15 protein-coding genes are annotated in these 18,080 nt (G+C 65.9%); 8 read left to right on the top strand and 7 right to left on the bottom strand.

Annotated elements, in window-relative coordinates; translation table 11 throughout:
- Nucleotides 1–255: 255 nt before the first annotated feature.
- The gene (locus tag SBP01_RS00940; protein WP_320537176.1) at nucleotides 256–924 is read left to right on the top strand and encodes a GntR family transcriptional regulator; all 669 of its coding nucleotides are present in this window, start codon (nucleotides 256–258) and stop codon (nucleotides 922–924) included.
- Between the two features lie 257 nt (nucleotides 925–1,181).
- Here the strand turns inward: SBP01_RS00940 and SBP01_RS00935 are convergent, their stop codons facing one another.
- On the bottom strand, nucleotides 1,182–2,723 hold the full coding sequence (locus tag SBP01_RS00935) for a helix-turn-helix domain-containing protein (protein WP_320537175.1): 1,542 nt from the start codon (nucleotides 2,721–2,723) through the stop codon (nucleotides 1,182–1,184).
- Between the two features lie 107 nt (nucleotides 2,724–2,830).
- On the opposite strand from SBP01_RS00935, the gene SBP01_RS00930 reads away from it, so the two are divergent.
- Nucleotides 2,831–4,360: a cytosine permease gene (locus SBP01_RS00930; RefSeq protein WP_320537174.1), complete on the top strand. Its 1,530-nt coding sequence runs from the start codon at nucleotides 2,831–2,833 to the stop codon at nucleotides 4,358–4,360.
- 127 nt (nucleotides 4,361–4,487) lie between these two features.
- Here the strand turns inward: SBP01_RS00930 and SBP01_RS00925 are convergent, their stop codons facing one another.
- From SBP01_RS00925 to SBP01_RS00910, 4 genes are all read right to left on the bottom strand, one after another.
- Nucleotides 4,488–5,462 (bottom strand): ribokinase, encoded by a 975-nt coding sequence (locus SBP01_RS00925; protein WP_275213744.1) that lies wholly within the window; start codon nucleotides 5,460–5,462, stop codon nucleotides 4,488–4,490.
- Complete coding sequence (locus tag SBP01_RS00920; RefSeq protein ID WP_320537173.1) at nucleotides 5,459–6,880, bottom strand: MFS transporter; 1,422 nt, start codon at nucleotides 6,878–6,880, stop codon at nucleotides 5,459–5,461. Before SBP01_RS00920 ends, SBP01_RS00925 begins: the two co-directional genes overlap by 4 nt.
- Nucleotides 6,881–7,885, bottom strand: coding sequence for a nucleoside hydrolase (locus SBP01_RS00915; RefSeq protein WP_320537172.1), 1,005 nt, complete (start codon nucleotides 7,883–7,885; stop codon nucleotides 6,881–6,883).
- Nucleotides 7,886–8,100: 215 nt separating this feature from the next.
- A complete protein-coding gene (locus SBP01_RS00910; RefSeq protein WP_275213740.1) occupies nucleotides 8,101–8,253 on the bottom strand; it encodes an LPXTG cell wall anchor domain-containing protein in 153 nt (50 codons plus the stop codon).
- A 150-nt stretch (nucleotides 8,254–8,403) separates the two neighbouring features.
- Between SBP01_RS00910 and SBP01_RS00905 the strand changes: the two genes are divergently transcribed.
- The 5 genes from SBP01_RS00905 (at nucleotide 8,404) to SBP01_RS00885 (ending at nucleotide 14,009) form a co-directional block, all read left to right on the top strand.
- Nucleotides 8,404–9,387, top strand: coding sequence for a LacI family DNA-binding transcriptional regulator (locus SBP01_RS00905; RefSeq protein ID WP_414004312.1), 984 nt, complete (start codon nucleotides 8,404–8,406; stop codon nucleotides 9,385–9,387).
- Between the two features lie 185 nt (nucleotides 9,388–9,572).
- Nucleotides 9,573–10,682, top strand: a complete 1,110-nt coding sequence (locus SBP01_RS00900) for a (p)ppGpp synthetase (protein WP_320537171.1) — start codon at nucleotides 9,573–9,575, stop codon at nucleotides 10,680–10,682.
- A gap of 177 nt (nucleotides 10,683–10,859) precedes the next feature.
- On the top strand, nucleotides 10,860–12,179 hold the full coding sequence (locus tag SBP01_RS00895; RefSeq protein ID WP_320538394.1) for a glycosyltransferase family 87 protein: 1,320 nt from the start codon (nucleotides 10,860–10,862) through the stop codon (nucleotides 12,177–12,179).
- Nucleotides 12,180–12,240: 61 nt separating this feature from the next.
- Nucleotides 12,241–13,467, top strand: coding sequence for a glycosyltransferase 87 family protein (locus tag SBP01_RS00890; protein WP_320537170.1), 1,227 nt, complete (start codon nucleotides 12,241–12,243; stop codon nucleotides 13,465–13,467).
- Between the two features lie 329 nt (nucleotides 13,468–13,796).
- A complete protein-coding gene (locus SBP01_RS00885) occupies nucleotides 13,797–14,009 on the top strand; it encodes a hypothetical protein (protein WP_320537169.1) in 213 nt (70 codons plus the stop codon).
- Nucleotides 14,010–14,012: 3 nt separating this feature from the next.
- Here the strand turns inward: SBP01_RS00885 and SBP01_RS00880 are convergent, their stop codons facing one another.
- Nucleotides 14,013–14,618 (bottom strand): helix-turn-helix domain-containing protein, encoded by a 606-nt coding sequence (locus SBP01_RS00880; RefSeq protein ID WP_320537168.1) that lies wholly within the window; start codon nucleotides 14,616–14,618, stop codon nucleotides 14,013–14,015.
- A 97-nt stretch (nucleotides 14,619–14,715) separates the two neighbouring features.
- Complete coding sequence (mptB, locus tag SBP01_RS00875; protein ID WP_320537167.1) at nucleotides 14,716–16,332, bottom strand: polyprenol phosphomannose-dependent alpha 1,6 mannosyltransferase MptB; 1,617 nt, start codon at nucleotides 16,330–16,332, stop codon at nucleotides 14,716–14,718.
- Between the two features lie 212 nt (nucleotides 16,333–16,544).
- Here mptB and SBP01_RS00870 point away from each other — a divergent pair, with 212 nt between their 5' ends.
- Complete coding sequence (locus SBP01_RS00870) at nucleotides 16,545–18,071, top strand: SulP family inorganic anion transporter (protein ID WP_320537166.1); 1,527 nt, start codon at nucleotides 16,545–16,547, stop codon at nucleotides 18,069–18,071.
- Nucleotides 18,072–18,080 lie beyond the last annotated feature (9 nt).

Here is an 18,080-nt window from a genome sequence, read left to right as displayed (position 1 = left end):
GGCCACTACAGTGAGTGGCTCTTGAGGAGATGTGTCGTTGTCCGGCGCGGGAAGTGCCGCCACTGGCAGCTGAACCGGTTGAGATTGCTTGCGCCCTCCCCCGGAGGCTGCAAGGGATGCGCTAAGTCGGTGTGACATAAACCACCATAAGATGTGATCACAGATCACACAAGACCTTCCTGGAAAATTTCTTACGGGCGGCGGCATTGCCGCCCGTAGCGATAGGACTGCGCCCTCCGGCCGTATATTTGACTCGTGGTCATATCCCAGCGCGCCGAACCCACCCTGCTGACCGATCAGGTCTATGCGATGATCCACGCCGCCATCCTGAGTGGGGACCTCCCTGCCGGTTCCCGGCTTAAGGTGCGCGATCTTGCCGAGCAGGTCGGGACCAGTGTGATGCCCGTTCGGGAGGCGATCCGGCGGCTGGAAGAGAACGGTCTGGCCGAGCGCCAGCCCCACAAGGGGGCCGTGGTCAAGAGCTTGACCTTCGAGGAGCTCATCCACGTTTATTACGTTCGCCGGCTCCTGGAAACCGAAGCCGCAAGGCTGGGCAGCCAAAAGATCACACCCGAGGACTGCGACAGGATGCAGTCAGAGTACGAACAGATGCGCAAGGCCATCAGTGAGCGTCAGGTCATCGCCCTACTGGACCATGACGAGGCCATGCTGGCCATCCTTTACGAAGCTGCGGGCAACCCGGTCCTGCTTCAGATGATCCGCGCGCTCTGGCAACAATGCCGCGCCTACAAGATTGTGGGCGCCCAGGGCTCCCTCGATGACGAAAAGGACGACTCCCTCTGGCGCTACCAGCAGGACCTCGTGACTGCTGCGCGGAATGGGGACCCGGCCGCAGCCGCGGCCGTCAACGAAGCTTCCCTCCTGGATGCCAGCGAACGGATCAAGGCCCGACTGGCTGAATAGGGCACTCGCCTCTGCCTCCTTCCTAGGGGAGGCCGGCTCACCGGTTGTCCGCAACAGTGGATGGGGCACGTCGACACGGTGCCACCTCAGCCTGGCACCGCGGATATTCCTGCGGAAAGTGCGAGAGGGTCGGCCAAAACCCACATTAAGTGCGAGAGGGTCGGCCAAAACCCACATTAAGTGCGAGAGGGTCGGCCAAAAACCCACATTAAGTGCGAGAGGGTCCTGGGGGTGGGCCGGGTGGGGAGGGCCCGGAGCTAGAGCGCGGCGAGGCGGGTGGCCAGGTGCAGTGCTGCGAGCCGGCCGGTGCTGCGGGGGTCACCGCCGCAGAGCGAGAAGATCCGCTGGAGCCGCTGGTGCATCGACTGCCGTTCCAGGTGCAGTTCCCGTGCCGCCTGCGCCGTGTTGCAGCCTGAGTCCAGCCACACGCGCAGGGTCTCCACCAAGGTCGAATGCCGCTGCTCGTCGTGCTCCAGGAGGGCCCCGAGCTGCTGGCGGACAAAATCCGTCCGCTGCAGCTCGTCCAGCGAATGGGAGGCGAGCCGTTCCAGCGCGAAGGCCTCGGCGTCGAGCACCGGACCAATACCGCGCCGGGCGGCCGGGTGCAGCGCGTCGCCCACCCCCACATCCAGGGTCAGTCTCGCCTCTGTCAGCGACCACGGCGCGGCTGAGATCCCGGACGCCACCGGACCCACCGCGCTGATGCTCCCCTCCGGCAGTTCGAGCGTCCGCAGGCCGGCCAGGATCTCGTTCCGGTCCTCCTGGGTCTTGCCGGTCCGCAGTACGGCGAGGGCCAACAGCTGCTCATTGTCCGCATAGCTCGCACTGTGCCGCCCGGCCCGGTCCAGCAGCTGTTCCACGGCCGTGCGGAGCTGCCGCGAACCGGGGGACCGGATCACGATGGCCACCAGCTGCGCGGCCGGGGGGATCCCGGCGGCCGGCGCAAGCTGCTGGAGCCGCCAGTTGTTGGTGCCGGAATCGACGGCCCGGATCAGCGCGGCGCCCGCCATTTCCTTCAGGCCGGGCGGCATGCGCTGCAGCAGGGCCAGGGCCAGGATGTCCACCGAACGGTTCCCGGCAATCCTTGCGAGGTTCACATCTCCTCCCGCCTGGGTGAGCAGGCTCAGGCGCGCGGAAGGTATGCCGCGCACGGAAACGTCAATATGGGTGGTGCGGGCACGGTCCTCCTCGGCGTCAACAGCCGCTCCAGGATCGGCGGCCGGTGCGAAACCTGCGGGCAGGGCGCTTGCCAGCGGGGCGCCGGCGTTGGATGTCAGGACCACTTCCGCGCCGGTGGCATCCGCAAGGACGGCCAGGATCCGGTCAAGGCTGCCGCCGTGGGCCAGCTCCACCGCCATGGCATGGCTTGCCTGGTCGGCCAGCTGCAGGTGGGCAGCTGATTCGCTCACCAGCAGGGAGTTTATGGCTTCCATCACGCCGACGAACGGCACCACTTTGCGGAGCTCAATCAGGGGAAGCCCGGCCGATTCGGCTGCCCCCACCATGGACGACGGAATGGACGGCAAAGCGGTGCCCGTCTCGATGGCCAGTGCGGCCACTCCGCGCTCGGCCAGCTCCCAGATGTAGCCGATCCGCCGCTTATCGGTGGCGGTCACCAGGGCCTGGCCGCCGGTGAGCAGCAGTTCCCCGCCGCCAAGTAACGGGGCGATGTCCAGGACCTCACTGGAGTGGATCCAGCGGAGCTGCGTCTGGGCCGCAATGCCCGCCGCTGCGCGGATGACAGGGTCCGCAGGGGTGAGGGTGGAATGTTTCAAAACATCCTCTAATCGTATGGGCATGACACTCCGTCGCGTGAATGGCTGATCTTTATGACACATTGTATGTGGTGCTTGTGGCCTGAGCCACATAATCTGGGATCATCCCTTTTACTCATGGAGGCTCCCCCATGCAAGACAACCTCTCAACTAAGCAGTCTGAGTCGGCAATGATGCCGGCTGAGGACTGCGAAGCCTGGCTCCAGCCCATTCCCGAGTCCCAGCGCACGCACAAAGTTTCCGGCCAGTTCTGGATCTGGGCCGGCGCAAATCTTGCTCCGATCAACTGGGTGCTCGGCGCCCTCGGCATCCACCTCGGCCTCGGCTTCGCCGACACCGTCACCGTTCTGGTTTTGGGGAACCTGATCGGCATGCTGCTGTTCGGCTGCTTCGTCCTGCTCGGCCAGAAGACCGGCGCCACCGGCATGGTCCTGGCCCGAGCCGCCTTCGGCCGCCGCGGCAATTACCTCCCGGCAGCCATCCAGGCCCTCCTGGTGATCGGCTGGTGCGCGGTCAACACCTGGATCATCCTGGACCTGGTCATGGCCCTGTTCGGCACCCTCGGCTGGGTTGATCCCACGGCCCACAACTACGTATGGAAGATCGGTGTGGCCACCGCCATCATGGCCGCACAGGTGGCCATCGCCTGGTTCGGCTACAAGGCCATCGCAGCGTTCGAAAAGTGGACCGTCCCGCCCACCATCATCATCCTCGCCGTGATGTCCGCCGTTGCCTGGTTCGGCATGAAGATCGACTGGGGCTACGCCGGCCCGGCCGGTCAGATCCTGCAGGGTTCAGAGCGCATCGCGGCTATGAGCGCCGTGATGACTGCCATCGGCATCGGCTGGGGCATCACCTGGTTCACCTACGCCGCCGACTACTCCCGGTTTGTCAGCACCGAAGTGCCCAAGAAGAAGGTCTACCTGGCATCCGTCCTGGGCCAGTTCATCCCCGTCGTATGGCTCGGCGTCCTCGGTGCCAGCCTCGCCACCAACAGCGGCGAGATCGACCCCGGCAAGCTCATCGTCCAAAACTTCGGCGTCATGGCGCTGCCCGTACTGCTGATGGTGCTGCACGGACCCATCGCCACGAACATCCTGAACATCTACACCTTCTCGGTCGCAACCCAGGCGCTGGATATCACCATCAGCCGCCGCAAGCTCAACCTGTTCGTCGGCGTCTTTTCCCTCGCCGCCGTGGTGTTCTTCATCTTCCAGGAAGACTTCGCCGCCGTCCTCGATGCCTGGCTGATCGGGCTCGTGGCCTGGGTGGCCGCCTGGGGCGGAGTCATGCTGGTGCACTACTTCTGGCTCGACAAGCGCTACCCGGGCAACCCGGAACGGCTCTTCGACGCAGTGGGCACCAAGCGGCTCCCGGTCGTGAACTGGGCCGGCATTGTGTCCCTCCTGGTGGGCATCTTCGCAACGTGGCTGTTCATGTACGGGCTCGTTCCCGCCATGCAGGGCCCCATCGCAGTGGCCCTGGGCGGCTGGGACCTCTCCTGGCTCGCAGGCGGCCTGGCCAGCGCCGGCAGCTACGCCGTCCTTGGCCCGAGGTTCCACCGCGCACACCTGGACTCGGCTTTGCCGGCCGCCACGGTTGCCCAGGCCACCGCGGACCTGCGGTTCGCCACGCAGCCCACGGCACCCGCAGCTCACTAAGTCCGCGGCTCACTAAGCAGGCAGCGAACTAACAGGACCACCAACACCAAGAAGCGCCCGACGGCGGCAGGAGACTGCCGCCGTCGGGCGCTTCTTTGGTGCGTGGCTGGTGCCGGGGTGGGCGGCCTCAGACGGCGCCCGCGGTGAGCACCCGTTTGACGTCGTCCTCGTCAGGGTAGGCGGCCTGGGTGCCCTTCTTGGTGGTGGCCAACGCGGCGGCGATGGAGGCGAACGCGGCGGCGTCAGCCAGGGACGCGCCCGCCGCCAGGCGCGCGGCCACGGCACCCGTGAAGGCGTCGCCCGCGCCGGTGGTGTCCACGGCATTGACCCTGATCGGCGCGATCTGGACAAGCTGCTCCCCCGTGCCGGCCAGGGAATCGAGCACCACGGAGCCATTGGCCCCGAGCGTGACCAGGACCTGCTGGAGCCCCCGCCCGGCAAAGCGCAGCCGGACCGCTTCCCAGTCGCCCGCGTCGCCGTCGCTGCCGGGAATCTCGGCCGAGCCCAGGAACTGCGAGGCCTCATGGGCGTTGACCAGCAGGACGTCGGTGAGGTCGGCCAGCTGCTGCGGAATCTCCGCATAAGGCGAGAGGTTCAGCACCACTGTTGCGCCGGCGTCGTGCCCTGCCTGCGCGGCAGCCAGCACCGTCTCCATGCCCACTTCCAGGCAGAGGCAGACCACGGCGGCGCCCCTGATGGCATCCGCGGCCGCGGCGACGTCCGCGGGCGCCAAGGTGCCGTTGGCCCCGGCCGAGATGATGATGTTGTTTTCGCCGGCGGCATCCACCGCGATGACGGCAACGCCGGTCTCAGCGGCGGCGGTCCGGACGTGCCGCACGTCCACTCCCGCGCCGGAGGCCGAGGAGAGCAGCATCCGGCCGTTGGAATCGTCGCCCACGGCACCCACGAGGCGGACCCGGGCACCCAGCCGGCTGGCAGCGACTGCCTGGTTGGCGCTCTTGCCGCCGGGGTTCACCGCGAAACCGTTGCCGTGCACGGTCTCGCCGGGCAGCGGCAGCCGCTCGCAGTAGATGGTGAGGTCCGCGTTCAGGGAGCCGACGACGACGATCCCGCCGTTCGTCCCTTCGGGTGCGGGGCTCATTCGGTCACCTCAGCCTCAACCGGCTTGGGAATCAGCAGCGAGGCGCCGAAGGCGGCAATGGTGATGACCAGCCCGGTGACCACCACGCTGAGGTAGGACGCCTTCGCATCGCCAAGTGCCGACGTCGCCACCAGCACTGCGGGCAGCACCAGGAAGCTCAGGCCGGCGCCGAGGTTGAAGGCACCCGCGTTCATGCCGGGGAGGAAACCCGGGTTTCCGGCGGGTGAGAGGACAACTCCGAGGCCGTTCAGCATGATGTTGACCGTACCGGCGTACATGATGCCCAGCAAGACCGTGCCGGCGATCATCAGGGGCAGGCTGCTCAGGCCGAGGAACGCGATGACGGCCAGGGCCACGATGCTGCCGAGCATGCCGATCCGCAGGACCTTGGTGTAGCCGAGGACGGGAGCGAGGCGGCCGCTGACGGGGCCGATCAGCCAGCCGAGCAGGGCGTACGGGGTGAGGATAAGGAGCGACATTTCGGTGGGGCCGATGCCAAAGCCGGGCGCTGCTGCCTGGACATAGGCGGGGACGATCCCGTTGATGACGGCGAAGATGCCGGTCATGGTCAGGGTGGTGGTCAGCAGCGGCGCCCAGGTGGAGCGCTGGCGCAGGTGGACGATTTCCACCATGGGCTGCTTGGCGCGCTTTTCGGTCCGCCAGAACAGGTAGAACGCGGCGCCGGCCACCACCACCAGGCCAACGGAGAGCAGCAGCGTGCCGGGTTCGAAGGCGGAGACCAGTTTGGCGCCTTCGTTGAGGGCAGTGAGCAGGGCGCCCACGGCCACCACGATGAAGAACACGCCAAGCCAGTCCATGGTGGTGCCGGCCGCGGGCTTGCTTTCGGTGGCAAGGAACGCGATCAGGGCCGTGGCGACGACGGCCAGGACCACCATGAGCCAGAAGATGCTGCGGAAGCCGTAGTGCTCGGCAAAGTAGCCGCCCACAAAGGAGTCCACGCCGGCCACGCCGCCGTTGACTGCCGTGATCAGGCCCATCAGGGTGCCGTATTTCTTGGGGCTGCTGACGGCGGAGCGGAGCATGATCAGGCAGAGCGGCACGGTGGGGCCGCTGACGCCCTGGATGATGCGGCCCACAAAGAGCCAGGTGACGTCCGGGGCCAGCGCGGCGATGACCGAGCCGACGGCCATAAGGATCATCATGCCCACCAGGATCCTCTTGCGCCCGATGATGTCGCTCAGGCGCGGCAGGAAGAGGGAGAAGAGGGCGGCGGCGGTGAAGAACCAGGTCTGGGACAGCCCGATGGTGGCCTGGTCAGTGTTGAGTTCCTCGCCCATGGTGACCAGCGCGGGGCTGAGCATGGAGGCGTTGAGCTGGAAGGCGACGCACGCGGCGAGCAGGGCCACCATGAGTGCGGTGACGTTGGCGCCCTTGGTGGTTGTGAGTGTGGCGCTCATCTACTTGGTCCCTGCCGCTGCTTCGAGGGCGGGTTCGCCGGCGGGTTCGCCGATCCGGACAAGGGCGTCGGTGACGAGGTCCCAGAACCTCTTGTGGTCCAGGTCAACGGCCACGGAGGTGTGGCAGTCCTCGGGTGCGGGGGCGCGGAAATCGGCCACGGTCATGCCGAGGGTGAGTTTGCCCTGCAGTTCGATGTCCACGGGGACTTTGCGGGTGCTGACGATGCTGGGATCGATCACGTAGGCCACGGCGCACGGATCGTGGACCGGCGGGTAGTCGAAGCCCTGGGCGTCCTTGTAGGTCTTGGTGAAGAACTCCATCAGTTCCAGCACGAATTTGGCCGGTCCGGTGCCCACTGCGGCGATGTTTTCCACCACCTCGGGGGTGGCCAGGGCCTGATGCGTGAGGTCCAGTCCCACCATCACCACGGGCCACTTCTCGTTGAAGACGATGTGCGCGGCTTCGGGATCGATGATGATGTTGAATTCGGCCACGGCGCTCCAGTTGCCCACGTGATAGCCGCCGCCCATCAGGACCACTTCCTTCACGCGTTCCACGATGCGCGGTTCCTTGCGGGCAGCGAGGGCGATGTTGGTGAGGCCGCCGGTGGGGACCAGGGTGACGGTGCCGGGTTCGTGGGCCATAACGGTGTCGATGATGAGGTCGACGGCGTGGCGCGGGTCCAGGGCGATGGCCGACTCGGGCTGGGCGGGGCCGTCCATGCCCGACTCGCCGTGGATGTCCGGCGCGTTTTCGATGGTGCGGACCAGGGGGCGGGCGCAGCCGGCGGCGAACGGAACACCGGTGATGCCCGCGATGGTTCCGACGGACAGGGCGTTTTTGGTGACCTTTTCGAGGGTCTGGTTGCCCACTACGGTGGTGACGGCCAGCAGTTCGATGTTCGGGTTGCCGTGTGCGAGAAGCAGTGCGACGGCGTCATCATGCCCGGGGTCGCAGTCGAGGATGATCTTCCTGGGGGCGGGTTTCGTCAGTTCGGGTTCCACGTTAAATTCTCCACGTCATTGGGGGCCTGCAAGAGCAGCGGGCGCGCACTTTATCAGAGCGATCATGACACCCCCGCAGGCACCACGTCAAACGCTTAACGTTTCGGCACGTCAAGCGCTTGATCCCAAGAGCGGCCCGGCAAACGGAGGCACACCAAAAGCGGCGGCCGGTTCTGCTGGAGAACCGGCCGCCGCCGAATGCGTCTGACCTGGGGTCAGGCGTTGGTTTTCCGCTTCAGCCAGCCCCAGACCGCGGTGGCGACGAAAAGCACCAGGCCGATGATGGCCAGCCAGAGCAGTCCCTTCACCACGAAGCCGAGGATCGAGAGCACAAGCCAGATGATAAGTAGTGTGATTATGATTCCCATACCGGAATCCTATGCCACTGGTCTTGGGAGCCGGCGCGGGCGGTGGGGCCGCGTGCGTGCGTTGACTGCGCCCCGGCCCACTACGATCGAAGAATGGACTCCGCGGAACAGCAGCAGCACCCCCTGCGTTCGCGGCGTATCACCGCAGCCATGGTCGCTGCCCGCGCCGGCGTTTCGACGGCGACCGTGTCCCTGGTGGCCAACGGCAAGACAGCCGGCCGCGTGTCCGGGGAGAACATTCGCCGGGTACGGGAGGCGATCTCCGAACTCGGCTACGTGGTGGACAGCGTGGGCAGTTCATTGGCCAAAGGCGTCAGCTCGATCGTGATCCTGGTGGCCCCTGACATCTCCAACCCGTTCTTCGCCAAGGTGATCGCCGGTGTGCGCGAATCCCTTGGCACTGACTACCAATTACTGCTGTCCGTTACCGAGGCCGGTGAATTCCCGCACGCGGACGACGTGCGGAAGCTGATGGCACTGCGGCCGGCAGGGTTGCTGGTTGATGCTCCGAACGCCGGGTTCCTGGATGATCTTGCTGTTGGCGGGCCGCTGGTGCTGCTGGATGCTCCCGGAATGGAGTCCTATGCGCCGTCCGTGAATCTGGATGTAGCCCACGGAGCCCGGGAACTCGCGGCGCACCTGGCCACTGCGGGGCACCGGAAAGTTGCCTATGTGGACAGCGTCACCGGGACGGCGACGTTCGCCCTTCGCCGTGAAGCCTTCCTCGCCGAGGCTGAGAACCGCGGGATCACGGCGGATCCCAGCCACATCATCAGCACCACTATCGACGTCGGCGCGGCAGCGGCTGCCTTCGCCGCGGCATGGCCGCAGTGGCAGCGCGAGGGGGTCACCGCCGTCGTCTGCGGTACGGACACGCACGCCTACGGCGTCCTGCAGGAGGCACGCGTGGCCGGTCTCCGCATCCCGGACCAGCTGGCCATCGCGGGATTCGATGACCTGCCGTACTCCGCCACCAGCAACCCCAGCCTGACCAGCGTGCACCTGCCCGCCACCCCGCTGGGCCTGAAGGCCGGTGAACAGCTGCGCCGCCTGATGGAAGGCCACGAGCTGAAGCAGCCGCAGCTGACCTTGGAAAGCTCCCTGGTGGTCCGCAACTCCACCTCCCCGGCCTGACCCACCGCCCCTGCCCCACCCCCCAACCCGCCTCCCCCGGACGCTCTCGCACTTAATGTGAGTTTTTGCGTGACGCTCGCTCACTCTTTTGAAGAAAGTGAGAGAGCGTTTCCGGATTTCCCGCATTAAGTGAGAGAGGGTCCTGGTGGGAGGGGTGTGTCACACCGTCGCCGTAAGCTGGGTGTATGCCGAGTAACTGGGACAGCCTGGACGTCAGCCTCCGCGAATCCGTGCAGGAGAACGTGGAGATCTACGAACGCGTCCGGCCTGCCCTGAAGCTGGTCACCCATGACGTCCTGGTGATCCTGCGCGACATGTTGAAGGACACCGAGGTCACGCCGCTGTTTGTCACCGGGCGCACCAAAACGGTGGAATCCTTCCGCGAAAAAATCTCCCGGATCGAGGAACCGCTGGAACCCGGCGGCCCCGTCGTGCTGAAGTTCCCGGACCCGTTCCGCACCCTTAATGACATGGTGGGCGTCCGCATCATCACCAAGCTGCCCGCCGAGAACGCGGTGGCGGCCAACATCATCAAGCGCCAGCGCCAGGTGTTTGACTGCCGCGGGGACCGGGAGAAGGACATCGGCTCCATCGAGTCCGGCACCTACGGCTACTCCAGCCGCCACCTCATCCTGCGCACCATCCAGAACGAGGCCGTCAAGGAGTACCAGCAGGTCTTCAATCCGGATGTCCCGCCCAACGGCAGCTACTTCTTCGAGTGCCAGATCCGCACGGTCTTCGCGCACGCCTGGAGCGAGATCGAGCACGACATCCGCTTCAAAGCCGAGGACCCGCGCGCCTGGACGCCGCATTTCGACCGCCAGTTCACCGCCACCGCAGCCATGCTGGAGACCGTGGAGAGCGCCTTCGCCGACCTCCACGAGCGGTACGAGGAGGTCCGCAGCTACTGGGACATGGATGGCGAGGGGGCGGCGCCGCTGACCCCCAACCGCATCCGCGACGTCTGGCGGACGCTGCTGCCCCATGTGGACCGCAAAGTGGACGATGACTGGGGCTGGGCTGCGGAACTGATGGCGGCCCACGGCCTGAACCAGACCGTCCAGCTCGCCGGGCTGCTCAGCGCCCAGCGGATCACCGAGGTCCGCAAGGCCCTGGACCACCGCTACTCCCCCGGCCCGGACCGGCTGCTGGACGACCTCCTGCTCTGGCAGTACGGCACCAAACACATTGACCTCACCGCAGAAGCGCACGACGTCGTCCCGCACCCGCGGCGCGACAGCCTCCTGCGGCGGCTAAAACAGATTGAGCGCTACCGCCACGCCAAGGCCACGTAAACTTTTCAGGCCGTGAAACGAAGCGCGTGCGGTCCTGCAGGATTACTGGGCAGCACGGGCAGTCAATTACCCTTGACTGGTAGGGCGGCTGTTATAAGCGGACCCCCGATGCTTCCGGTTCCCGCCCCGCGGCACGATCCGGCACCCGTTCTGCCCCTCTCTGACAAGGATTCCGCCATTTCCACGGACGCATTCTTCGCCTCGCTCACCCGGGTCCGCAACGTCATCCTGCCCACGGCCGTGCGGTCCTGGCTGAACACTTCCCGGGGCCTGCTCACCGGCTTCATCCTGGTGCATCTCGGGTTCCTGGTCTTCGGCGCCATGCTGTCCCTCCGCGGTGAGGCATTCAGCGATACCTTCATCTACCGGGACTGGGCAGCGGCCGGCTTTAACGAAGCGAACCTCACCGGCGGCCCCAGCCCCTGGGTATACCCCATCCTGGCCTTGATTCCCATGGCCATCGCGGGGCTGGCCGGACCCGGGCCGTTCTTCTTCCTGTGGGTGCTGATGACCACGCTCCTCAACGGGTGGGGCCTGGCCAAACTCACCGACCGTGGCCGCAACCAGGACGCCATCCCCGCCGGCTGGTGGTGGCTGATCTTCACACTGCTGATGGGCTGGCTGGGCTTCGCCCGCGTGGACGGCCTCACCGCACCGATCGTGCTGGTGGCCCTGGCCTACGGCGTGGGCCGGCCGTTCATCGCCTCTGTCATCCTCGCCGCCGCGACCTGGGTGAAGGTCTGGCCGGCCGCAGTGATGCTTGCCCTCTTCGCCGTCGTGAAGAACCGCCTCGTGGTGGTGCTGGCCGGCGTCGCCACCTCCGCGGTGGTGGTGGCACTGGCAGCCGCGGTGGGCAGTGTGCCCAAGCTGCTGAACTTCCTGACCCAGCAGGGTGACCGCGGCATGCAGCTTGAGGCGACCTTCACCACCCCGTGGCTGTGGCTGTCCGTGCTCAACATCGGGGATTCCCGGATGTACATGAACACGGACATCAACTCCATGCAGGTGGACGGTCCCGGCACGGCCGTGATGTCCGTCCTGATGCAGCCGCTGCTGATCCTGGCGGCGCTGCTGGTGGCCGGCCTGACTTTCTGGGCCCTGCACAATGGCAAGCTCAACGGCAACCACGCCGACGGCGTGGACCGGACCGAACTGCTCCTCGCCGGGGCACTCACCCTGACCACCGCCTTTGTGGTCTTCAACAAGGTGGGGTCGCCCCAGTTCATGGTCTGGCTGGCCCCGGCCGTGGCAGTGGGGCTGGCGCACAGCTGGCGCGAGTGGCGGGTTCCCGCGGCCATGCTGATTGCCATCGCCGTGGCCACATTCTTCATCTACCCGTTGTTCTACGACGCCCTGAGCCACAACAACCCGCTGATGGCCGGCGTTCTGACCATCCGCAACGTCCTCCTGGTGGTCCTGTTCCTGTGGTCCGTCCGGCGGCTGTACTCGTTGGGCAAGAAGACTCCCGCGTCCGTTCCCGCGCTCAAGGAGTCCTGAGATTTCCACAAGGTTCTTCGACCGGCTGGTCAGCGTCCGCAGCACCGTCCTGCCCGCCCGCGTGGTGGACTGGTTCGCCCGTCCCTCCAGTGTCTGGTGGGGCTTCGCGGTCATCCACCTGTACTTCCTGGGCTGGATGGCATCGTTCTTCCTGAACGGCGATACCTTCAGCGACACCGAGCAGTACCGCCAGTGGGCCATGGACGGCTACAACCCGGACAGCCTGGACGGAAAGATCAGCCCCTGGGTATATCCCGTGTTGGCGCAGATCCCGATCTTCCTCGCGAACATCGCCGGGCCCGGCCTCTACCTGCTCTGCTGGTTCCTGATCATTACAGCCCTCAACGCCGTCGGTCTTGTGTACCTGACCCGCGGGCCGCGGAAAGTGCGCGGGATTGCCCCGGCTTGGTGGTGGCTGTTTTTTACGGTCTTTATGGGGTACCTCAGCTTCGCCCGGGTGGAGGGCATCACCGCCCCCATTGTGCTGATCGCCCTGCTCTACGCGGCTGAACGGCCCGTTGTGGCGGGCGTCCTGCTGAGCGTGGCCACCTGGATCAAAGTGTGGCCGGCAGCGGTCCTGGTGCCGATTGTGATTGCCAGCCGGCGGCGGATCCAGGTTCTGGCCTCCGGGGTCGCCGTGACCGCGGTGGTGGGCTTGGGCACCTACCTTTCCGGCGGGCTGCCGCACATCCTGGACTTCCTCACCAACCAGGGCGAGCGGGGCATGCAGCTGGAGGCCACCTTCTCCACGCCCTGGGTGTGGCTGAGCGTCTTCCACATTGCTGGCTCCAGGATGGCGGACAACACCGCCATCAACTCCACCGAGGTGTATGGTCCCGGCGCATCGGTGGCCGCGTTCCTGATGCAGCCGCTGCTCATCGTCGCCGCGGTGGTGGCGGCCATCCTGCTGGTCCGGGCCCTGAAGCGCGGAGCGGAGCGGGAAGAGCTGTTCATGGAGGGCGCCCTGATGATGGTCACGGCGTTCATCGTGTTCAACAAGGTGGGTTCGCCGCAGTTCATCATCTGGCTGGCCCCGGTGATTGTGGCCGGTCTGACACATGACTGGGACCGATGGAAGGTCCCGGCCGCCCTGCTGATGGGGATCGCCATAACCACATTCGTGATTTACCCGCTGTTTTACACCCCGCTCATCCACGCCCACCCGGTCATGGCTGCCATCCTCACCACCCGCAACGTGCTCCTGGTGGTGCTGCTGTGGTGGTCCGTGAAGCGGACCGCGGAGCTCGGCCGGAAGCCGGCGTCCATTCCTGAGGCGCGGGCCGCCTAAGCGGGCCCTCAGAGCGGGCCGTCTGAGCGGGCTTTCAGCGGGCCGCCCCGGGCTGCTTCTTCATTGCGTGCCCGCAGGCGAGTACGCTGTGATACACCGTTATGAAGCGTGCGGCCACCATGTGAAGACCGGGTATGCACCTCCCCCGGGGCTCCGGAGTGATACGTAACGGCTACTCAAACGCCACCGACATCGGGTTTTCCGCGGCTGAACGCCTTTCGAAGGCCACCCTCCCGTCACGGGTGGGGCCTCCTACCTCTCGCGTATCGCTGCCAGCAGTGCAGCTGGCTTCACGGCACACGTCTTTTGAAAATTAAAGAGGAGCTCCCATGGATCCCGGGGCAGTTTTGGCATTGGTTACCGGGTACGTTGCCGCTGTATTTGGTGTTCTCCTGCTGTACTCGCCGCTGATTGTTCTGACGGTCGCCTTGTTGCTCAGTGCCGGTTTCCTGCGGCTGCTGGCGTGGCCGTTCGTTGCCCTGGTCCATAAACTCCGCCGAAAGCCGCAACCGCCGCAGGACGCGTCCTGGCTCCTGCACTGAATCTCACGCCTGCGGAGGTTTTTGCGGGCGGTGCTCAGCAATCAGCCCGGCGGCCATCCTCCGCGCCCGGCGGGCAGCCAGCTTGTCACCCTCGGCAGCGGCAATGATGGAGCCCTTCATAAGGATGTGCCAGGAGAGTGCGAACGCCTCGGAATCCGCCAGGCCTGCTTCATCGGCCAGGATCCGTACCTGGTGGCGGATTCTCGCCAGGTATTCGATGCTCGCCTTCCCCAGCGGGTGGGCGGCCCCCATTTCAAGCAGGACTTTCACGAACGAACATGCTTCGAAATCGTCGTCCTGGAACCATTCATCGTAAATGTCGAAGATGGCGAGTAGCTGCTCTTCGGGGTTCGCTGCCCTGCGCCGGGCTTCCGGGACAACAGACCCCATCATCCACAGCTCGTCGCGCCGCTTCAAAAAGGCCAGCACCAGGTCATCCTTCGACGGGAAATGCCGGTAGAACGTTGCCTTGGCGACGCCCGACGCCCGGATCAGCTCGTCAACCCCCACATCGCGGATCCCCCGGCGGGAGAACAAGCCGTAGGCAGCCACCACAATCCGGGTATGGACATCATCAGGTGCTTCAAGGTCATCGGCGAGTGTCCTCATGCCTGCGAAGTCTACCGCCGCCGTACAGGTTTCGTCCCTGTTGATGACGCCCGGGCCCGGGGGGGTGGAGCCTCCCGGGAGCGCCCGGGACAAGGCCTTAACGCCTGGCGGCGCGCTGCTCCTGCACCCAGCCCCAGGACCGCCGGGCCCAGTCCAGCGGCTTGCCCTCCACCAGCAGCTTCCGGGTGTGGATGTCCAGGACCAGCAGGTAGAACGTGAACAGCAGCGCCGTCACAAAGGCCAGGGAGGACGCGTTGATGGGCAGTTCCACAAAGGACCAGACCGAGAGCTGGTCCTGCGCGCCGAACACCACGAAGAACGTCACGCCCACGTAGAGGCTGCGGATCTGCCAGTCGTTGCGGATGCCGGTGACGGCAAGGAACGGCAGGAACCAGAGGATGTACCAGGGCTGGATGATGGGTGAAAGCATCACGACGGCGGTGAACGCCAGGGCGAGCCGGCGCACCGCCCGGGAGTAATCACCGCGGAACATCAGCAGCAGGACCAGGCCAACCGCGGCCCACTTCATGCCGGTCCGCAGCAGGTCTGCAAACGTCCCGCCCGGCAGCCCCAGCCCGTTGGCGAGGAACTCGACCTGCTGGCCGAGGAACCCGGAGGGCGAATAACCGGTGTACCCCGGAGTGGGGTCCATGATCGCCCAAACCCAGCCCAGGCCAAGGTTGTACGGAATCCCGCTGAGGGCCAGCACACCAAAGCTGATTCCCGCCGTCGCGCCCCAGATCAGGAACTTCCGGGTCCACGATGCGGATGGCCCGGCCCACATAACCCCGATGAACGGGAGCAGCAGGACGGTGATCGGCTTGATCCCGATGGACGCCGTGACCAGAAGTATGCCTGTGAGGTAATGTTTCGTCGCGGCGAAGTAGACACCGGCGACGGCGAGCCCCACCATCAGGGCGTCGTTGTGGGCGCTGGCCACAAAGCTGATCAGGAACAGCGGGTTGGCCACGGCGATCCAGAGCGCCCGCGCGCCGTTGATGCCGTGCAGTTCCGCGAGTTTGGGCACGTAGATGATGCACAGGACCACGCCCGCCCCGGCGAGCAGCCGGAACAAAAATACGGAAACGTCAGGCTGCGCTCCGGTCAGCCCCACCACACCACGGGCGAGCCACAGGAAGTAAGGCCCGTAGGGTGTCCGGTTCTCGGCCCAGGCGGGGTCCGCGCCCAGGGAAAACCAGTTACTGAGGGTGGAGATGCCCACTTGGTATGGGTTTTGGCCCTCCATGACCAGCCGCCCCTGGCCGGTGTAGGCGTAGACGTCGCGCGAGAAAATCGGTACGGCAAGCAGAAGCGGGGAGGACCACGCGGAAATGGCGATCACCACCGACCGCAGGGAGTGCTCGCCCCAGTCCCCCAGCCGCTGGCCGAGCCGCAGCCAGGAGCGCATCAGGAGCATGGCCCCCACGGTGAGAAGGACTGTGGACAGGGTGACGCCCCAGCCTTCGGTCCGCAGGGCGATGACCACGGGCTGGCGGATCATGGGTGAGCCGTTGGCGATCCAGCCTGTGCCGATGGACCCCACGAACATCATCAGGGCACCAAAGAACCCCTGCCAGATGGCAATGTAGGCCCGGCGCTTGGCTGGGGGCGTGGCGGGCGCAGCGGATTTCGGGAGCGCTTCCCCGGCCGGCGCGTTTTTGGCCTGGCCTGGGAAAGTCTCTGAAGTGCTGAGGTGCGAACCGCCTGCCGTCATGTCCTCTGTGGTCCCCTACTTACGTTACGGCGCTGGCCGGACCAGCTATAGGCCGGTCTACAACCCCGCCATTTTAGCAGTTGGGATGCGGCGTGCCCCAGACTGGTAAGGGCGGAGCGCTCCTCCCAATCTCAACGAAGCGGCGCGCGCCTCACCGTTCCCCGAAGGCAGAAGCCGCCTGTGTGCGCTTCACCAGCACGATTGGACCCGCAATGGCCGTACAGAGCGTCCCGGACGCCCGGACCAGCACCCCGCAGCAGCTCCAATCGGTCCGCGCAACATTACGTTCGCCGCGGCGGCTCAAGACCGAGGCCCTCGCCGGGCTGGTGGTGGCACTGGCCCTGATTCCGGAAGCCATCGCGTTCTCGGTGATTGCCGGCGTGGACCCGCGGATCGGTCTGTTTGCGTCCTTCGTCATGGCTGTCACCATCTCGTTTGTTGGTGGCCGGCCGGCCATGATTTCCGCCGCCACCGGTGCGGTGGCCCTGGTGATCGCCCCGCTGATGCGCAGCCATGGCCTGGACCACCTCATCGCGGCCGTGATCCTGGCGGGCGTGTTCCAAATCCTGCTGGCGGTGCTGGGGGTCACCCGGCTGATGCGCTTCATTCCGCGCTCGGTCATGGTCGGCTTCGTGAACGCGCTGGCCCTCCTGGTATTCATGGCCCAGCTCCCCGAGCTGATCGGCGTCCCGTGGATGGTGTATCCGCTTGTGGCGGTGGGATTGGTCATTGTGGTGGGATTGCCCAGAATGACGACGGCGGTGCCCTCACCTTTGGTGGCCATCGTGGCGCTCACCCTGTTTGCCGTCCTCGCCGGGGTGGACGTACCCACCGTCCATGACAAGGGCCAGCTGCCGGAGAGCCTGCCGTCGCTGTTCATTCCCAACGTTCCCCTGACGTGGGAGACGTTCCAGGTGATTGCGCCGTTCTCGCTCTCGATGGCCCTCGTGGGGCTGCTGGAATCGCTGATGACCGCCAAGCTGGTGGACGACATCACGGACACCCGTTCGAACAAGACCCGTGAGTCGTGGGGCCAGGGCGTGGCCAACATTGTGACGGGCTTCTTCGGGGGCATGGGCGGTTGTGCCGTGATCGGCCAGACCATGATCAACGTCAAGGGCTCGGGCGCGCGGAGCCGGGTGTCCACGTTCCTGGCCGGCGTCTTCCTGCTGGTCCTGGTGGTGACGCTGGGCGATGTGGTGGGCCTGATCCCCATGGCCGCTTTGGTGGCTGTGATGATTTTCGTTTCGGCCATCACGTTCGACTGGCACTCGATCGCGCCGCGGACGCTGCGCCGGATGCCCACGTCCGAGACCGCCGTCATGCTGATCACCGTCACGGTGGTGTCCGTGACGCACAACCTGGCCATCGGCGTCGGGGCCGGCGTGCTCGCGGCCATGGCCCTCTTCGCCCGGCGGGTGGCGCACTTCGTCACGGTGGAGCGGACCGTCGTCGAACTTAACGGCGAAAACGTGGCCACCTACACGGTGGACGGCGAACTGTTCTTTGCCTCCTCGAACGATCTCTATACCCAGTTCGAGTACGCGCTCGACGCCGGGCCGGACATCAGCCGGGTGATCGTGGACCTGCATGCCTCCCACCTGTGGGACGCGTCCACCATCGCGGTGCTGGATGCCGTCACGGAGAAATACCGCCGGCACGGCCGGGAGGTGGAACTGATCGGCCTGAACGAAGCGAGCGTCCGGATGCGGGAACGGCTGGCAGGGAAGCTGAACTGAGTTGGCCTG

Source organism: Pseudarthrobacter sp. IC2-21 (assembly GCF_034048115.1).
Taxonomy (GTDB): Bacteria; Actinomycetota; Actinomycetes; order Actinomycetales; family Micrococcaceae; genus Arthrobacter; species Arthrobacter naphthalenicus.
This window is presented reverse-complemented; position numbering and strand designations above follow the sequence as displayed.